This window comes from Rhodohalobacter sp. 8-1 (genome assembly GCF_038150125.1).
Lineage (GTDB): Bacteria > Bacteroidota > Rhodothermia > Balneolales > Balneolaceae > SW132.
Genome location: NZ_JBBVMF010000005.1, coordinates 258,675 through 275,421, shown reverse-complemented (window position 1 = coordinate 275,421; position 16,747 = coordinate 258,675). Strand labels below are relative to the sequence as shown.

The following is a 16,747-nucleotide window of genomic DNA, read 5'->3' as shown; positions in this document are numbered from 1 at the left end:
TCTCTAATCTATAAGTCCCATGCCAGTAAAAAGAGTTCTAATTACCGACGATGCCAAGGAAATCATGGACCAGCTGCGCGACAAGCACGGGGAACTCATGTTTCATCAGAGCGGTGGCTGCTGTGACGGGTCCTCACCAATGTGCTACAAGGCCGGGCAATTTCGAGTGGGCAAAAGCGATGTAAAAGTGAGCGAAGTGTACGGCGCACCTTTCTATATGGCCAAAGACCAGTTCAAATACTGGCAAAACATGCAGCTCACGCTCGATGTAAAAGAAGGCCGCGGCTCCAGCTTTTCAATCGAAATCCCAATGGGTGTCCGGTTTCTGATCAAATCAAAAATGTTTACCGAAGAGCAACTTGAAAATCTGGAACCTGTGGAGTAGGCTGAATTTCTATGTTGTCACAATCATAGCAGATCCTTTTGTGCCAACATTGACACAGATTGTGAAAAACTGACTGGCTCACTGAACACCCCTCCCTTTCACCTCCAAAATGATGTTGCGACCTTTTTTAGCAAGATTATTTGCTACCGATGACAGATTGTAAAATGTGTCGTTTTAGTGTTTAAACAAAGATTATTTCTATGATCACTTATCTTATTATTTGAAAATGTACGTCGGTTACGCGCTTGCGCGAAACAAAAAGCCCCTGCAGGGGCGGCCCATATTATAGCCCCGTACAAGCGCCGTGGTTCTTCGGCGCGTAGTGCGGGGTAAGAGAAGGCAGGCGTCTCAAGTCCCCGAGGCGGGTGATTCTACAGAAGAATTGAATGCAGTCGAAGGGGTTATGAAAGATCTATTCCATGGATGAATAACGATCTGATGAGGTGCTTTTGAAATTTAAATTTACCCGGAACACCGCACACTACCCACCACTCGCAAAACGCATAGTACTTCCGGATCGGAAAACGCATCCTGTCACCTCTCATATGGTGTTGCCCAGCCTTTTGGAGCAAAATTATAGGCTACCAATAACAGTTTGTAAAAAGTGTCGTTTTAGTGTTTAAACAAAGATTATTTCTATGATCACTTATCTTATTAATTGAAAATGTAAGTCGGTTACGCGCTTGCGCGAAACAAAAAAACCCTGCAGGGGCGGCCCATATTATAGCCCCGTACAAGCGCCGTGGTTCTTCGGCGCGTAGTGCGGGGTAAGAGAAGGCAGGCGTCTCAAGTCCCCGAGGCGGGTGATTCTACAGAAGAATTGAATTCAGACGACGGGGTTATGAAAGATCTATTCCGTGTATCATTCAGGGTCTGAGTACCTACTTTTGAGATTAATAATTACCCGATACGCCGCACACTACTCCGTACACGAAATACACGGTACTTTTCCATATGAAACCTAATTCTGTCACTTCTTAAACGGTGTTGCCCCGTTTTTTGGGCAAGATTAGTTGCTCAGGTCGACATAAGAGTAAGTAAAAGCCATCTTATGCCTAATGGTATTTTTTTTATAAAAACTACAAACATTGAGATCTTCATTTTCTCTCTCCAGATCAGGCTTAAGGAGTAGTCTTCATTTCCCGATGATAACTACAACTTAGTGAAATGAAATCACTTCATGAAAAGTATAATTACAACCATTGGCCCGGAACCTCAACACCACTAACTATCTGCCCCATATAAAGAAATGGTGGCTGTCTATCTGCATGCTGCCTTTTATAGGCTACCACCTGCACCAGGCCTACTGGACTCTGCGCTACAACATTTTTTTCAGCTATCATTACGATTTTCCCTTTCCCATAAATTTGGAGAACCTGCTTCTGCAAAACTTTCTGCTGATCATTCATGAAGCCGGCCATACGTATTCCAGCATCCTGGGAAATCGAACGCTTACAATTCTTGGCGGGTCACTTTATGAAATCACGCTGCCGGCATTCATCCTTGGATACTTTTGGTATAACCGAATTTCTTTAGGTGTGCAATTCGGATTTTATCTTGTCGGAGCTGCCTTCATCAGCGTGGGATTTTATGTATCAGATGCAGGCGCTCGTCAGCTACCGCTCATTGGAGGGCCGGGGGATTTCGCTCACGACTGGGGCAATCTGCTTTCATCCTGGAACCTGCTGTATTACGATGCCGAGATTGGTCTCGGACTCACATTAATTGGCGCAGTGTGCTATTTAGCCGCCATTTCTGTTCCTCTATGGCTAGCGACTTACGAAGCGTCAGACATCGATATTCAGTTAGATCTTTGAAAGTTAGATATCACAAAAGATGCATTATTCCGGAATACTGGTTGCCTGCCATGCAACCGCTTGCCATTGTGAATTTCGGTTAATGAACGTCCCGGTATTGTAGTAGTTCATCACGTCTGCTTCATCGCCTGAGCCTACTCTGCCAACCAGCCGAAACGCCACCACGGCTGCATCATCAAATACCATGATTTGAAGATCTTCGTATCCGTATTCTGGCCCTTCGCTAGCAGAAGCAGAACTATCCGGTTCAAATCCGGTCATGATATCCTTCTTTGTAATCCGCTCTCCGGCTGACGATGTATAAATGAGATCTTCTGCCCAAAACCGATCATGCATCTCTGCGTTATTAACGGATGCGCCCCTGAGAAAATCATCAAGTAGCTGTTCTAACTCAGCCTTGGCACTTTCAGAAGATGTGCTGGTTGTAGTCTCATTATTTGAACACGATAGCAGGAATAGAAGCGCAAGGATTGAGATAATCTGTTTCATGACGTGTCAGACAAAAATTTAAGTTTGTTAGGCTTTGTTAAATATCTTTCAGAATTATACCCTTTGACGAAATTCATCAAGAGCTTGCACCACATCCTCCGGTGGCCTTATGGGCCGACCATCATTCATAAACACCGTTGTTACCACACCTGTTAGCATTAACTCTCGATCGGGCAGCCTATAGATATCCTGTTCAAAAACAAATCGAACGTGACCTTTCTGATGAATTCGGCTCCGAACTACAAACGAATCATCGCCCATCAGCGGCCTCTTATACTCTAATTCAATCTTATGAACAACAGCATCCACACCATTGGCATGAAGTCCGTTAAAGTTGATGCCTATCTTTTTCAGAAACTGATGCCTGGCATGTTCCAGGTAGTTTTGGTAGACAGAATTATTGACAACGTCTTGTGTATCCAGCTCATAGTCGCGAACGTCCATTTCAAAATCGAAATCGTATTCTTTCAATGTATTTCCAATTTAAGATCTATTACCGATTTGCGATAACATACAACAGAAATCTCAAACAAAGAAAAACAAGGGATGTGTTATATCTACTAATCAACAAAATAGTGCATCCTTCAAATATTAGACTTTTTTCAAAAACACTCCTTTTTCATCATAATGTAGAGTTTATGAATGTTTTTTCGTAACTATGTCGACACATAGGAGTGAATACCTAAATAACAAAGGTAACCACAATGATTACAAAACTAATTAAGGATGCGATTCTATTATTTACATTGCCCCTTATTTTGATAACATGTACGCAAATGGCCAGCGCTCAGGGTTTGTCGAATTCGGGGTCAGAATATTCCAAACTTTCATACCTGCTTGAGCGACCGATTGATATCCCGGAGTATCTTGATGCAGCTGAACGTGATTTGCCGGACATGATACTCATACAAAGCAATTCTGAATCAAATTCTGACCGAAATACAACATCATTGACGGTCGGGTATATCGACGATGAGTTTTTGCTTGAAACCGATCAGGGCAGCAACCGGTTTTACTTTAATGGTGAAACAGCCGGAGCTATGATCAGCGGCAAAGGTGCCAATTTAATGTTTGCTTACGGGTCGGGTGAAGCATACGAAGGTGAGGGTGAAATCAGAAGCCTGGCAGGCGACCTGAGTTTTGGCGGAAATGTACACCTCTTTCGTAATTTCCTTCGATTGCCGTTAAATATTTACATACCCATTCGTCTGAATGCCGGGTACAGAAACCTTGCGCTAACTGAGGAAGACGAGACACTTCACCTGGCCCAGGCAGGCATAGGCGCCGGTGCCGGTGCAAGCGTACGGATACCCACGGGCCTTCCGTTGCTGCGGGACAATCTTACGGGGTTCGCATCGCTTGTCCGAAGTGTCGGCGGCATGGGAGATATCTCATCAACTATTGCCGAACAGTCCGGGGCCGACGAGATGAGTGTGCTGAGCGGCGTTCGGCTAATGCAAAACACCGATCTGAATATCGAAGCAAAATTTGAGCGGCTCCTTGGCGATAATACCGGTGTAACCGTGGGTATGACTATTCGCTGGCAGTCTTGGACGGAAGAGAAAGCAGATGAATTTTTGCAAATAATTGATGTTATAACAGGTGAGCAAGAGAACCTTATTGAACGAGGTCAGCAGACCTTTTTACGGGTAGGGATTAACTGGTAAGTAATCGATATTATTAACCAAACTTTCAAGCCGGCTTCAGTGAAATGACTGACGTCGGCTTTTTTCTTTTAACGCGTATCTTCTGTCGTCTCATCCGTCAAAATCCGCTCCGGCTTATCGAGTGCCAGGCCTTCCATGAGCGCATCGTAATCGGTGATATCTTTCGGTAAAATAATCTGATTTCCGTCTTTTCCGAGGCCTTCGAGTACCGTCAGGTATTTCTGTTTAAGCTGCAGATCCATCGCTTCTTTTCCTTTCGGTTGCGAAAGAGCCTCTGCAATCTGTTCTATCGATACTGCTGTTGCCTCGGCAATTGCTTCAATTTCCTGTGCCCAGCCTTCAGCTTCGTTGATTCGGCGCTGCATTTCTGCTTCCGAAATGTTTACAATCTCTGCACGGCGCCCCTGTGCATCATTCACATTGGAATCCCGGACACCTTCCGATGTAGCAATCACTGCCCGTCGCTCACGCTCGGCCGTCATCTGCCGCTCCATCGCTTTCTGTACTGTTCGTGGTGTGTCAATATTTTTAATTTCGTAGCGGTGAACCCGAATTCCCCACAGGCGTTCAACATCTCCTAAAACCCTTACTACTTCTTTGCTCATCTTTGCACGCTCTTCAAACGTTTCATCCAATTCCATCTGCCCGATCACCGACCGCGTCGTTGTTTGAGCAAGCTGTACCGCCGCATAGCGGTAATCCGTAATGCCGTAGCTGGCGTTTACGGGATCCACCACACTGATATACAATACACCATCAACTTCTACCTTCACGTTGTCTTTTGTGAAGCACTCCTGGGGCTCAACTTCGATGGTTTCTTCCCGCAGATCCTGCTTATACACAACTTTATCCACAAACGGAATCAGCGCGTGAAAGCCGGGGCCGAGAGTTTTTTGATAGTTACCCAAACGCTCCACAATATGAGCATATTGATTTGGAACCAGGCGCAGCGCCTGCAAAAATTTAAAGGTCAGATAGACTGCAAAAGCCCCTATTATAACCTGGCTAAAGATTTCGATAGCGCTCATTAGTTTCCTCCCTGAGTATTTTGTTGAGCAGACGGCGCCCCGTTATGTTTCGTATGTCTTTGAAGAGTTCCAACTCCTTCAAAAAATGTTTTAAGATTAGCTGTTTCGGTTGGAAGAACCGAGACGTTTGTCTTCTTCACAATCTTCCCGAACTGATCGATATACTGCTCAATAAGCTTGGTTTTAACGGCAAGTTCACCGCCTGGTTTTGCCACAGCCGTTGCCACTCGTCGGATGCCGTTTGCCGTTGCGGTAGCCACCAATTCAATCTCTTTCGCGCGGCCTTTTGCCTCGTTAATTCTGCGCTGACGCTGTGCTTCAGAAATCAAAATCTGGCTTTTCTGCTCACCTTCCGATTCGTTGATGCGTGCTTCCCGGAACCCTTCTGAGTTTGTGATTTCCGCCCTTTTTTTCCGCTCTGCCTCCATCTGTTTCTCCATTGTATCTACAATATCGTTCGACGGCCGGATATTTTTGATTTCATAGCGCATCACCTTAATTCCCCAGGGATCAGCGGCCTCATCAATCTCTTTCACAATATTCTCGTTCATTTTTTCGCGCTCAGAAAACGTATCATCGAGCGTAATTTTCCCGATTTCACTCCGCATGGTTGTTTGCGCCAGGTTTACCGCCGCAGCGATGTAATTTGATATCCCGTAACTGGCCCGGTACGCATCCATAATTTTTACATATACCAGGCCATCTACTGACACCTCAATATTATCTTTGGTAATACACGTTTGGCTCGGCACATCAATCACCTGCTCGCGCATCTCCTGGCGATAAGCGGCCCTGTCCACAAATGGAATCATAAAATGAAATCCGGGCGTCAGTGTCTTTTTGTATTTACCCAACCGTTCCTGGATCACTTCCTCCCTCATCTCAACAATGATAAACAAGCGTGTGACTACAAAAAAAAGGATTACAAATAGTATTAGAAGTATTGTCCAGCCCATAATTAGTTTCTACTTAGGTTTTTAAGTTGCTCTTTTGATGGTTCCTTTACGCCTTCAGCTTCCACAATCCACGTAATGTTTTCCCTGTACCGTATTCGCACTTTCGCTCCGGGTTTGATGGTGCCATCGAGAGATTTCGCCCGCCAGGATGTACCATCAAATCGAATTTTACCGCTATTGTCATATTCATTCACTTCCTCGATAACCTCGGCAACCTGGTCCATTGCCTCATAATCTTCATCAGCGTATTTAAACGAGCTCTCGGGCCTGAGATACTTTTTGATGAATGGACGAATGGCGATGGTTAAACCAACTGAGAGTATCAGCCATGCGGCAACTGATCCACCGGTGCTCGTTATCAGGTCAAGAAACCGCAAAACCCCCACAATTATACCGCTGATTCCCAAAAAGAACGCAACGCCTCCCGGAATTGCTAATTCAAGAATCATTAACAGCAGCCCGCCACCGAGAAAGACCCAGGTAAGAAAATCCGCATCCATAGCGTGAGAATAGGTTAGTGTTTTCGTTTAGATAGCGATTCCTGCGATCAAAATCTACAGAAGTTCTTTATTTTAATGATGTCCGTCATTCTGTGATAACTATTTAAATTCAGCCCCGTTCGATATTATAATCTTGTATCTTTCACCACATAAAATCATCCACAATAATCACTCAATTATTTTTATGACGAAAGCAGAAATGGAATTAAAGCAGGGCACCATGACCATCGAGTTTTATGATGACGATGCGCCCGGCACGGTTGAAAACTTTGTCTCACTGGCTAAGAAAGGCTTTTACGACGGTCTAACATTTCACCGTGTCATTCCAAACTTCATGGTTCAGGGCGGTTGTCCCGATGGTACCGGCAGCGGCGGTCCCGGTTACACAATCGATTGTGAGCTGGACGGCGATAAGCAGTACCACGAACGCGGCGCACTGTCTATGGCACATGCAGGTCGTAATACAGGCGGCTCACAATTCTTCATTTGCCATAATCGGGATAACACGGCTCATCTCGACGGTAATCACACTGTGTTCGGAAAGGTTGTTGAAAATGTTGATCTCATCGATCAGATCAAACCTAAAGACAAGATCAAACAAGTGCGCATTCTGGACGAGCAGGAATAACATCAAACCGCCTGGGCTAAACTTGAAATAGAGCAGGCGGTCTTATTCAGATTCAGGAACTTTACATCTGTTGTGCTTCGTTGGCAAGAGCCATTACCGCACTGGTATAAAGTTCACTCGGATTGTACCGGAAAACAGCCCTGTCGATACTTCCTGTTCTCTCTTTAAAATAGGCAAGGTAGTTCCCCACTGACATGATATTGTTATTCATGTCAAAAATATCGTCGCCAACCCACCATTTATTAATAGAGTAAGGGATAAATTGAGCGAACGACATTGCTCCTGCATAGCTCGATTTCAACTCAAATACGTCGATCTCTTTCCGGGTTATAAATTCGATGAGCTCTTTTAGTTGTGCCCTCGCAAAATCAGCGCGGTAGTCCACGGCGTACATCGACACGTATGAATTAAATGGATTGTAGCTTCCTATATTTCTCCCGTAATCCGACTCGATTCCGATGATGGCCGCTATCACATATTTTGGAATTCCATACTCGATTTCTGCTATTTCGAGCTGCTGGTTATGCTCTTTTATAAACGTTACCATTTGAGATTTTTTGGCTTCAAACCCAAGAATGACTTTATAATCTTCCAGATTGAGAGTCTTGCGTTCAGCTGAATTTTTAAACCTGTCGCCAATGCTCTCGTAAATTTCAAATCGTGAGTCTTCCAGCATCTGATCGATGCTCATTCCGTTGGATTGAAAATATTCCTTTAAAGCATTGAGGCGTTCCTCATATTTTTCGTTTTTTTCCGGATCGGTTTCAGCAGCCGCGGGTAGCACGGTGATAAACAGAATCAGTGATGTTAATACAAGAGATGATATCGTTTTATACATGGGGTCTTTCGGTTATTTGACTGTCTTCATCAGGTTATAAAAAAAATTGCTCGTTCAAAAGAGCTTAGTTGTTAAATTTGTTTCACGAATTTTGGAGGTTTACAGTCCTCAAAATCGAAAACTGACGCTCATGCCGGCGCTATCCAGTAATATATTCATCCAGGGATCGATTTCAATCTGCTCCCGATCAAGCCTTTCGTTGTATCGTCGGACAGCTTTTCTCGATTCGAAAAAATATCATAAATCATGCTGAATCCTGTCAGGCTCAATCCTCCGGTAATTAAAATATCACCAGTCGTTAACCCGCTATCATCAGAAAATGAGTCCAGAAGATGAAAAATTCCTCCAATAGCTGCAATTCCCACACCTGCAGCACGAATTCCCGTCCCAAGGGCGGCCCGATCAAGATCGTCTCCGTACGCAATACCTATAGATGGCCCTACTGCGACGCCAAACGCCAGTGAAAATGACCTCACATTATCGTCTGACAGAGCTCCTATTCCAATTGGTACAGCCGTGGAAACCAGGCTGTAAAACAGCGCCCGGCCTTCACTTTTATGTTCTGCAGATTGTACATCTCCAAGCGTAACAACGGACCGCTCAAATTGCTTATCGGCAAGATTTAAAAAATTGTTAGCCCCGGGAATTCCTTGGCCGCATATAGAATCCGCGGCAAAAACCATGAGCGCGATTGCCAACAAGTACTGCACAAGTCTCGGCATGATGGACATTATTTGATTAAAATAGATTTCAGGTCTGGTGCAAAGTTATATAAACACTATTTTTGATGAGAAATTGTTCCACAATCACGTCTTACAGGTTTAAACCGGACTATATTGAGATCGAGCCGTCAGATTTATTGATTACCTCTCTGTAAAATAAATATAGCCCCCTATAGCTGCCAGTCCGGGAATCAATAGCAGCGAACTTGCCACAACATAGCTCATATTCATCCACGCTGATACCAAAGGTGCCGTATAGACAAGAATCACACAAAAAATCATCAGGCCTAAATTAAGCGGTATCCGGTAATTAACCTCCATCACGCGTTTGCTGTAAATACCCAGCACGAATGCCATCACACCATAACTTGCAAGTGTAGCAGCGGCCGACCCCATCATGCCATAATAGGGTATGAGTGCCAGGTTAACTGCCAATGTAATGCCGGCTCCTAAAAGCGTAATTTTGTAAAGAACCGACGTTTTCTCTTTGATAAATATGCCGGATGAAAAATTTATGTACCAACCCTGAAACCAGTAGGCGAGCAAAAGCAACGGCACAATTTCGAGTCCGGGCCAGTACTCGCTGTTAATCAGTGTGGCGTTTAATACGGGCACGTTTATGGCTACGATTTGTTCCCTGAACAGCGCCACAACCAGGTAAGCCACAGCGGCGAATGCATTGAAGTAGATAAATGCACGGCTGAAGAGTGTGGCAGATTCTTCATCACGCGAATACCTCATAAAAAATGGCTGCCATGCCATGCGGTACATTTGAACCATCAGCAGCATAAACACGGCAAGCTTGTAGCACGCACTGTAAATTCCAACTACATCTTCCGGCGTGATTCCGGAACCGTATAGTTTTTCGGCAACGGACGGGTCCATTGAATTGAGCAGAAATCGGTCGAGCATTTCATTGGTGGCATGCCCCAAACCTGCAGGAATAAACGGAAGCCCAAACCTGAAAATAGTGCCCACCCATTTCTGCGACCATTCCCCTTTCCACAAATCAGCAGTGACAGCCCAGATCAACCCGGTAATAATGACAGACGCTACGAGATTAGCGATAAACACAGCCTCAATCCCATAATCCAGGCTGAGTATCAGGTAAAAGTTCAGACCTACATTAATGATGACATGCAGTGTCTTAAGAATGGCAAACTGAATAGATTTGCGTACAAGACGCAGCTCGGCGAATGGAACAATGGCAAGCGTATCGAACCACAGAATTCCCAGCATCATTATATAGATGCCCGAGGTTCCACTATCGAGATTCATGGCGGATAGGGCAACAGGCATAAACAGCCAAAGAAGCACCACTGCCACGGTCGATACTCCAAGCAGCGAAAGCTGAATGGTTTTAAAAATATTTGAGGCTTCTTTGCGGTCTTCAGCGTACCTGAGATAGGCCGACTCCATGCCCATTTGCAGAATCACGTTCAGAAAGGTGATCGCTGCATAAACCAAACTTACTATGCTGTACCGGGCAGTGGAAAAAACATCTGTGTGAAACGGCACCAGCAGATAGTTGATAAAGCGGGCCACCACGTTGCTGAACCCGTAAATCACCGAATCACTAAAAAGCTCACGCAGTTTACTCACTCAGCCCCTCTGCGTGAGATGTTTCACCGCTTCGACACCGAGATAATAACTGTAGGCACCAAACCCCGTAATGATCCCATCCATCATTTTACCTGTAATTGAGCGCTCCCGAAACTCTTCGCGGGCATGAATATTCGACAGGTGAACTTCAACTTTGGGGATCTTCAGTAGTTCCAGAGCATCCCGTATTGCTACCGACGAATGCGTAAAGCCACCCCAGTTTGCAATAAGTGCATCGGTGTTACTCATACGCGCATTGTGAATAGCGTCGATAAGCTCACCCTCATGGTTACTCTGCAGAAAAGTAAAGCTGGCCTCCGGATACAGTGCGCGCAACCCTTCTTCAATATCCGAAAGTGTGCGCACCCCGTATGTATCCTCATCGCGATCTCCCAGTAGGTTCAGGTTCGGGCCATTCAGTACCAGGATATTCATATATTGACCCCGGCTGATATTTTGTCGGCGATTTCCTGCATCTCATTTTCACTGATATCCACAGAGTGACCTAGCGAAAATTTCTGTGATGGTTTATAAATAGGCACAAGATGAATGTGTGCATGAGGAACCTCGAGTCCTTCCACAATGATGCCTGTGCGAATGGGTGAGAGCGAACTGTCTATCGCGGCTGCGATTTTTTTCGCGACAACCATCGTTTCGGACAGCAAGTCATCCGGCAGGTCAAAAATATAGTCGATCTCTTTTTTGGGAACGACAAGTGTATGCCCCTTTGCTATAGGATTAATATCTAAAAACGCAAAATGGGTGTTGTTTTCGGCGATTTTATAGCAAGGTATTTCTCCTTCGATAATCTTGGTGAATACAGTAGCCATGGCTTGTAATATTATTTTACTTGTTATGGAATGCTGTCTGACGTAACTTCTGTTTGTAATGTAGAAAACCACTGAGGCTTTTGCAGAATAATCATCTGATTTTTTTAGAAAAAAGTTTTTCTTCCATTTGATTTTGAGATCGTCATATCCTTATCTTTGGCATCTGTGAAGGATTTGACGAATCGGTAGCTCAGCTGGTAGAGCAACGGCCTTTTAAGCCGTGGGTCGAGGGTTCGAGCCCCTCCCGATTCACACTATATTTAAGAATCTCTCTTGATTAACCCTTATCGGCTGATACCCGGTAGGGGTTATTTTTTTTACCCCTGCCTAATTTTGGTCGATACTCTCCTCATGGCGCAATCTAATTTGTATATTTGGCAATTCTATAGTTGTTTAAGCTATGTAATTAAGCTAATTTTCCGGCTGAATTTGAAGTACCCACTATGAATGCCAAACACTTAAACCCGCTTTACTGGAAAAAGTCTGCCCTAATCAGTCTGCTGGTTAGCTTTTTTGTATTGTGGTTCCTTTTTTTTGATACCTACAGCTTGTCTACTCGCTACCAGCTGGAGTCTCGCAAAGACGAGTTAATTGAGCGTACCAAGGAGCTTGAGCTTAAAACGGAAGAACTAGAGCAAAAGATCGAGGACTTAAAAAACAATCCCGATCTTCTCGAAAAAATTGCAAGAGAAGAATATGGTATGCGCAAGCCCGGCGAAACAGTTTATAGGATAAAACCTGCCGAATAGGGGATTTCTTTCCAATCGTTATCCCTATTTTATGTATTTTCGCAATAATCCAGCAATTAAATCTTTTTGAATGGTTTCTATTGGTATTGATTTAGGTGGGACGAACATAAAAATCGCGCTTGTAGACCAAAAAAAGGGCTTCATCGACTCAACATCCATCCCAACACGGGCTGAGCTTGGGAAAGATCAAATATTTGAGTCCATAAAAGAACAGGTCGGTGAACTAACGTCCAGAAATAAGGCCAAACCTATGGGTGTTGGTATGGGACTGCCGGGAATGGTCAGCCTCGACCGCCGAACTGTAATGAGCCCGCCCAATTTGCCGGGCTGGAAAAAAGAAGATGTAGCCAAAGAGATTGAAAAGAGGCTTAATCTGCGCTGCGTTATTGATAATGATGCCAATCTAGCTGCTCTGGGATCCGCACGATTTGGTGTTGCCAAATCAATAGACAGCTTTATTACGATTACGCTTGGAACCGGCGTTGGCGGCGGTATTATTTATAACAATAAGATCTATCGCGGTACCACCGGGTCTGCCGGAGAACTTGGCCATGTGATTATTGACTATAACGGGCCACTCTCGAACAGTAACACCCGTGGTGGAATTGAAGCCTACCTGGGTCAGCGGTTTTTAAGCAGATTTGCAGCTGATCTTATCAACCAGCAGCCTGACAATCCTCTATATAAAGAATTTCACAAAGATTTTGACCTTTTAGAGCCTGTTGATTTAACTCGTGCGGCAAATAACGGCAATGAACTTGCCATCGATATTCTCAAAAAGTCAGGCGAAAAACTGGGCTTCGCTATTGTTAATTATATTCATGTGCTCGACATACGCAAGATTGTGGTAAGCGGAGGCGTTGCTAAGGCAGGGAAGTGGATATTAGATCCTGCAAGGGAGACGGCTAAGAAACTATTAATGCCGCCTTTCCTCGAAGGGTTTGATATCATTTACGAATCCCTCGGCAATGAGGCCGCTCTTTTGGGAGCGGCAAGTCTCGCTTTTGAAGAACTGAGTTGAACAACTTGCGTTTATGCAGCACCCCATATCTTTCATTCTTTTTTTTCTGGCCGTGTGTGTCGTTTGGGGTACCGGCATCGAGACTGCTTTTTCCCAGGTAGTTCCACCTGACAGCCTTCGGTCTGCTCTTCCCGATACTATTGATACAGCCTCCTCAGACACAACTGAAGCCGGCCTGAATCAACCACCGGGAAATATTGACTTCAATACCAATCTCCAGGGTCAGGCGCAACAGCAGCGTCCGCCTGGCGGCCAGGCTCAAGCAACCGGTGATATCATTACTTTCCAGGCAAGTGACTCTCTCATCTTCAGTTTCAGAGATCAGCGTAAAGCTTTTTTGTACGGCAATGCCGTTGTTGAGCACGAAAGTGCAACCCTTGAAGCAGGCACCATAGAAATGGACCTGGAGCTGAGTCAGGTAGAAGCACGCAGCAAAACCCCGGAAGACACCCTGTCGTATCCTGTGCTCAGACAGGAAAACCAAGATTTGAAAAGCACCCGCATTCTTTTCAACTACGAAACAGAAAAAGGTAAATTTGAAGTGGCTGAAGTTCAGGTGAGCCAGGGGCACCTGATTGGCACGAAGATCAAAAACGTTTCAAAGACTGAAGTTTTTGTTGAAGATGGAATCTATTCCAGCTGCCCTCCCGACCACATGACCTATTACATCAAAGCCGAACGAATGAAGATTGTGGATCAGGAAGAAATTTTCTTTACCAATGCCCGCCTCTATATTCTTGATATTCCCTACCCCGTAGTTTTTCCTTTTGGCTATGTACCTGCCGGCATCGAGCAGAGGCAGTCCGGGCTGCTTCAACCTACTTATCTTTTTCAAAATACCGGCTCGCGCGGACTCGGGCTTCAGAACCTGGGATGGTTTCAGTATTTTAATGAAAATATTGTAGGACAAACATCTATCGATTTGTTCACATCGGGTACGTTTTTCAGCAATACCAGAATGCAATACAGAAAGACAGATAGTTTTTCTGGCAGCATCAATGTTGGCTATTCTCGTGAGCAGGGTCTTGAGCCTACCGATCTTAATTTTGCTGAAACCGTGAGTAAGCGCCTAAGTATTACGCACGACCAAACGCTCTCTCCCTACGCCAATCTAAATGCTAATATCAATTTAAATACTTCAAACTATTTCCAAAGGAATTCATTAGATATTGATGAGAGAGCTCAAACAAGCAGTACATCCCGTATTTCTTACCGTTACAAACACCCGGAAGGCAATTATAACTTTTCCGTATCCTCAAACCTGAACCAGCAGTTTAACACGAACGTCACAAGACTGACCGGACCGGAAATGTCATTTTCAATGCGCCAGTTTTCCCCTTTTGAATCAAATCAACCAGGGGCAGCTGAAAAACTGTGGTATGAAAATATTTCTGTGAGCTATAACAACAACTTCAGCAGTAATTACAACTTTACACCTACAGCAAGAGATTCAGCTCAGATAAACTGGTTTGAAGCGCTGTTTGATCCGTCCAAATATCGTGAAGCAACTGGAAATGATGAACACATACAGTATGGGTTTGTCCAAAGAGCTCAGGTGAGAGCGGGACAGCTGGTACCAAGCCAGTTTTTAAATGTGAGTGCAAATATCAGCTTTAACGAATATTGGTATCCATCTACAACAAACAGAGACTTTAATGCGGAAGAGAACAGGGTTGTTGAATCAAAGGAGAGAGGGTTCGCCGCTGCACGGGATTTTAGCACCAGCCTCTCTTTTTCTACCACCTTCTATGGAATATCCCAGGTAAAAGTTGGTAATTTTGAAGGACTCAGGCACACCGTACGCCCAAACGTAAGTTTAAGCTACAGGCCCGATTTTTCAGATGAGCAATGGGGGTTTTACGAAGAGGTTCAAACCGACACGCTTGGTAACACACGCCTGTTTTCAAAATTTGATCGGGAGGTATTCGGCGGACCGCCCCGCGGAGAACAACAAACCATCTCTTTTGGTCTGTCTAACATACTGGAAACAAAAAGGATAAAGCGGGATTCAACAGGCGAGGTACAAACCACAAATATTCGCCTGATCGATAACTTTTCGGTGAATTCGAATTATAACTTTGCAGCTGACAGCCTCAATTTCGGTCAGATCAGCATGTCGGTTTCATCTCGTGTGCTTGATGGGATTCGTCTCTCAGCAAGCGCAAATTATTCAGTTTACGCCCGAAATGAGCAAGGGCGTGAAATCAATACGTACCTTATTGAAACGGGCAACAGGATCTTACAGCCACTCTCTTACAGTCTGAGCGCCTCCACAAGCTTTAGTGGTGGCAGCAGTGGCGGACCACGAGTGCAAACGCCGCCCTACCGTCCATATGACCCATACAATCAACAGTTTTTTAGTCCGATTGACCAGTATTTTAATAATCGCCCGGTTCAGCCCATTAATTCCAGCTGGAGTGTAGGCTTCGATTTCAGCTACCGCTGGAACTACCGGTTCGGGCAAGATGCGAATAAAACGGCCACCTTAAACGCGAACAATATTCAGTTTAACCTGACGCCAAAATGGAGTGTTAGCACTCGCCTTGGCTATGATTTTATTGAAAAGGAGCTCACCCCCGCGCAGTTTCGGCTTAATCGCGAGATGATCTGCTGGAACCTGTCTTTTCAGTTTAATCCGTTTGGCGATTTCCAGTATTACGCCTTCAGGCTTTCTATTAACAGCGGACAGATTCAGAGCTTGTTCCAGAAACTTCCGCTACTCAATAACCTTGAGAGAAGTTCAAGCGGCGGACGGCGGCCACCCAGGTTTTAGGTCTTTCAGGGTGCAGGGGGGCAGGGTGCGGGGTTCGTGACCCTCAAGCGTGCGATTCCGTCAATCGGCGGTAAAGCTCCTTGAAGCGTCACAGGTGCGTGGGACAGAGGACGGGGTTCAGGATGCAAGTTGCTGAACTCACAACTCAACCCTCTTCTCTCTTTTTGAGGTATTGGACGATATATTTTCCAAAAATGTCGAACTCCAGGTTTACAGGATCTCCCTCCTTCTTTGAGCGCAGGTTTGTATGATCCCACGTGTACGGAATAATCGCTACAGTAAACCGGTTCTCCTCATTCCGGGCAACGGTGAGGCTAATACCATCAATTGAAATGCTTCCGCGTCCTACAATGTAATCTTCGTATTCTTCAGGAAATTCAACCGTAACCAAAATATCTGCATCATTGGTTTGAATGGTGGTAATTGTTCCCATCGTATCAACATGCCCCTGTACAATATGCCCTTCAATCGCTTTGTCCAGCGTGAGTGACCGCTCAAGGTTCACAGGGCTGCCGGCCTTAAGTGACTTGAATGACGTTTTTCGAAGCGTCTCTTCAACACACTGAACCCTGAAAGTCTCTTCATCAAAAGAGACAACTGTAAGGCATACCCCGTTCACCGCAATGCTCTCATCAACATGTGTATCTGCTGCGAATGAGCACTGTATTGAAAGCTCTACACCGCCTTTGAGATTTTCAATTGCTTTTACTTTTCCAACTTCTGATACAATTCCTGTAAACAT

Annotated in this window: 18 protein-coding genes and 1 tRNA gene; 8 read left to right on the top strand and 11 right to left on the bottom strand. The window is 44.9% G+C overall.

The window, feature by feature from the left end:
* Positions 1-19 precede the first annotated feature (19 nt).
* Positions 20-385: a DUF779 domain-containing protein gene (locus AABW11_RS07195; RefSeq protein ID WP_340104122.1), complete on the top strand. Its 366-nt coding sequence runs from the start codon at positions 20-22 to the stop codon at positions 383-385.
* A gap of 1,268 nt (positions 386-1,653) precedes the next feature.
* Complete coding sequence (locus AABW11_RS07190) at positions 1,654-2,202, top strand: hypothetical protein (protein ID WP_340104121.1); 549 nt, start codon at positions 1,654-1,656, stop codon at positions 2,200-2,202.
* A gap of 24 nt (positions 2,203-2,226) precedes the next feature.
* Here AABW11_RS07190 and AABW11_RS07185 read toward each other — a convergent pair whose 3' ends face one another.
* Positions 2,227-2,691, bottom strand: coding sequence for a nuclear transport factor 2 family protein (locus AABW11_RS07185; RefSeq protein WP_340104120.1), 465 nt, complete (start codon positions 2,689-2,691; stop codon positions 2,227-2,229).
* Positions 2,692-2,745: 54 nt separating this feature from the next.
* Positions 2,746-3,162, bottom strand: a complete 417-nt coding sequence (locus AABW11_RS07180; RefSeq protein ID WP_340104119.1) for an acyl-CoA thioesterase — start codon at positions 3,160-3,162, stop codon at positions 2,746-2,748.
* A gap of 233 nt (positions 3,163-3,395) precedes the next feature.
* On the opposite strand from AABW11_RS07180, the gene AABW11_RS07175 reads away from it, so the two are divergent.
* A complete protein-coding gene (locus AABW11_RS07175) occupies positions 3,396-4,358 on the top strand; it encodes a hypothetical protein (RefSeq protein WP_340104118.1) in 963 nt (320 codons plus the stop codon).
* 68 nt (positions 4,359-4,426) lie between these two features.
* Here AABW11_RS07175 and AABW11_RS07170 read toward each other — a convergent pair whose 3' ends face one another.
* Genes AABW11_RS07170 through AABW11_RS07160 form a run of 3 tightly spaced genes read right to left on the bottom strand, consistent with a single transcriptional unit; the run spans position 4,427 to position 6,842 of the window.
* Positions 4,427-5,386, bottom strand: a complete 960-nt coding sequence (locus AABW11_RS07170; RefSeq protein ID WP_340104117.1) for an SPFH domain-containing protein — start codon at positions 5,384-5,386, stop codon at positions 4,427-4,429.
* Positions 5,386-6,342, bottom strand: a complete 957-nt coding sequence (locus tag AABW11_RS07165) for an SPFH domain-containing protein (protein WP_340104116.1) — start codon at positions 6,340-6,342, stop codon at positions 5,386-5,388. Before AABW11_RS07165 ends, AABW11_RS07170 begins: the two co-directional genes overlap by 1 nt.
* Before the next feature lie 2 nt (positions 6,343-6,344).
* Positions 6,345-6,842, bottom strand: a complete 498-nt coding sequence (locus AABW11_RS07160; RefSeq protein WP_340104114.1) for an NfeD family protein — start codon at positions 6,840-6,842, stop codon at positions 6,345-6,347.
* A gap of 184 nt (positions 6,843-7,026) precedes the next feature.
* Between AABW11_RS07160 and AABW11_RS07155 the strand changes: the two genes are divergently transcribed.
* Positions 7,027-7,470, top strand: coding sequence for a peptidylprolyl isomerase (locus AABW11_RS07155; RefSeq protein ID WP_340104113.1), 444 nt, complete (start codon positions 7,027-7,029; stop codon positions 7,468-7,470).
* Positions 7,471-7,531: 61 nt separating this feature from the next.
* Here AABW11_RS07155 and AABW11_RS07150 read toward each other — a convergent pair whose 3' ends face one another.
* The 5 genes from AABW11_RS07150 to AABW11_RS07130 all read right to left on the bottom strand — a co-directional run bounded on the left by AABW11_RS07150 (position 7,532) and on the right by AABW11_RS07130 (position 11,462).
* On the bottom strand, positions 7,532-8,308 hold the full coding sequence (locus AABW11_RS07150; RefSeq protein WP_340104111.1) for a lytic murein transglycosylase: 777 nt from the start codon (positions 8,306-8,308) through the stop codon (positions 7,532-7,534).
* Positions 8,309-8,463: 155 nt separating this feature from the next.
* Entirely contained in the window at positions 8,464-9,030 is a 567-nt protein-coding gene (locus tag AABW11_RS07145) for a hypothetical protein (RefSeq protein WP_340104110.1), read from the bottom strand.
* 141 nt (positions 9,031-9,171) lie between these two features.
* On the bottom strand, positions 9,172-10,632 hold the full coding sequence (locus AABW11_RS07140; protein WP_340104109.1) for a lipopolysaccharide biosynthesis protein: 1,461 nt from the start codon (positions 10,630-10,632) through the stop codon (positions 9,172-9,174).
* Positions 10,633-11,067: a type II 3-dehydroquinate dehydratase gene (locus tag AABW11_RS07135; RefSeq protein WP_340104108.1), complete on the bottom strand. Its 435-nt coding sequence runs from the start codon at positions 11,065-11,067 to the stop codon at positions 10,633-10,635.
* On the bottom strand, positions 11,064-11,462 hold the full coding sequence (locus AABW11_RS07130; RefSeq protein WP_340104107.1) for an HIT family protein: 399 nt from the start codon (positions 11,460-11,462) through the stop codon (positions 11,064-11,066). Before AABW11_RS07130 ends, AABW11_RS07135 begins: the two co-directional genes overlap by 4 nt.
* A gap of 179 nt (positions 11,463-11,641) precedes the next feature.
* Between AABW11_RS07130 and AABW11_RS07125 the strand changes: the two genes are divergently transcribed.
* The 4 genes from AABW11_RS07125 (at position 11,642) to AABW11_RS07110 (ending at position 16,005) form a co-directional block, all read left to right on the top strand.
* Positions 11,642-11,714: transfer RNA gene (locus AABW11_RS07125), tRNA-Lys, on the top strand.
* A gap of 191 nt (positions 11,715-11,905) precedes the next feature.
* Complete coding sequence (locus AABW11_RS07120; RefSeq protein WP_340104106.1) at positions 11,906-12,211, top strand: FtsB family cell division protein; 306 nt, start codon at positions 11,906-11,908, stop codon at positions 12,209-12,211.
* A 70-nt stretch (positions 12,212-12,281) separates the two neighbouring features.
* A complete protein-coding gene (locus AABW11_RS07115; RefSeq protein ID WP_340104105.1) occupies positions 12,282-13,232 on the top strand; it encodes an ROK family protein in 951 nt (316 codons plus the stop codon).
* A gap of 13 nt (positions 13,233-13,245) precedes the next feature.
* Positions 13,246-16,005 carry a putative LPS assembly protein LptD gene (locus AABW11_RS07110; protein WP_340104104.1) on the top strand — a complete coding sequence of 920 codons (2,760 nt, stop codon included), beginning with the start codon at positions 13,246-13,248 and terminating at the stop codon, positions 16,003-16,005.
* A 145-nt stretch (positions 16,006-16,150) separates the two neighbouring features.
* Here AABW11_RS07110 and AABW11_RS07105 read toward each other — a convergent pair whose 3' ends face one another.
* Entirely contained in the window at positions 16,151-16,747 is a 597-nt protein-coding gene (locus tag AABW11_RS07105) for a riboflavin synthase (RefSeq protein ID WP_340104103.1), read from the bottom strand.

Excerpts from the sequence above, each read along its gene's own strand:
- AABW11_RS07195 (WP_340104122.1), top strand. The coding sequence starts at position 20 with ATGCCAGTAAAAAGAGTTCTAATTACCGACGATGCCAAGGAAATCATG.
- AABW11_RS07120 (WP_340104106.1), top strand. The coding sequence starts at position 11,906 with ATGAATGCCAAACACTTAAACCCGCTTTACTGGAAAAAGTCTGCCCTA.
- AABW11_RS07135 (WP_340104108.1), bottom strand. The coding sequence starts at position 11,067 with ATGAATATCCTGGTACTGAATGGCCCGAACCTGAACCTACTGGGAGAT.
- AABW11_RS07130 (WP_340104107.1), bottom strand. The coding sequence starts at position 11,462 with ATGGCTACTGTATTCACCAAGATTATCGAAGGAGAAATACCTTGCTAT.
- AABW11_RS07145 (WP_340104110.1), bottom strand. The coding sequence starts at position 9,030 with ATGCCGAGACTTGTGCAGTACTTGTTGGCAATCGCGCTCATGGTTTTT.
- AABW11_RS07115 (WP_340104105.1), top strand. The coding sequence starts at position 12,282 with ATGGTTTCTATTGGTATTGATTTAGGTGGGACGAACATAAAAATCGCG.
- AABW11_RS07150 (WP_340104111.1), bottom strand. The coding sequence starts at position 8,308 with ATGTATAAAACGATATCATCTCTTGTATTAACATCACTGATTCTGTTT.
- AABW11_RS07110 (WP_340104104.1), top strand. The coding sequence starts at position 13,246 with ATGCAGCACCCCATATCTTTCATTCTTTTTTTTCTGGCCGTGTGTGTC.
- AABW11_RS07170 (WP_340104117.1), bottom strand. The coding sequence starts at position 5,386 with ATGAGCGCTATCGAAATCTTTAGCCAGGTTATAATAGGGGCTTTTGCA.
- AABW11_RS07155 (WP_340104113.1), top strand. The coding sequence starts at position 7,027 with ATGACGAAAGCAGAAATGGAATTAAAGCAGGGCACCATGACCATCGAG.
- AABW11_RS07185 (WP_340104120.1), bottom strand. The coding sequence starts at position 2,691 with ATGAAACAGATTATCTCAATCCTTGCGCTTCTATTCCTGCTATCGTGT.
- AABW11_RS07165 (WP_340104116.1), bottom strand. The coding sequence starts at position 6,342 with ATGGGCTGGACAATACTTCTAATACTATTTGTAATCCTTTTTTTTGTA.
- AABW11_RS07190 (WP_340104121.1), top strand. The coding sequence starts at position 1,654 with ATGCTGCCTTTTATAGGCTACCACCTGCACCAGGCCTACTGGACTCTG.
- AABW11_RS07105 (WP_340104103.1), bottom strand. The coding sequence starts at position 16,747 with ATGTTTACAGGAATTGTATCAGAAGTTGGAAAAGTAAAAGCAATTGAA.
- AABW11_RS07175 (WP_340104118.1), top strand. The coding sequence starts at position 3,396 with ATGATTACAAAACTAATTAAGGATGCGATTCTATTATTTACATTGCCC.
- AABW11_RS07160 (WP_340104114.1), bottom strand. The coding sequence starts at position 6,842 with ATGGATGCGGATTTTCTTACCTGGGTCTTTCTCGGTGGCGGGCTGCTG.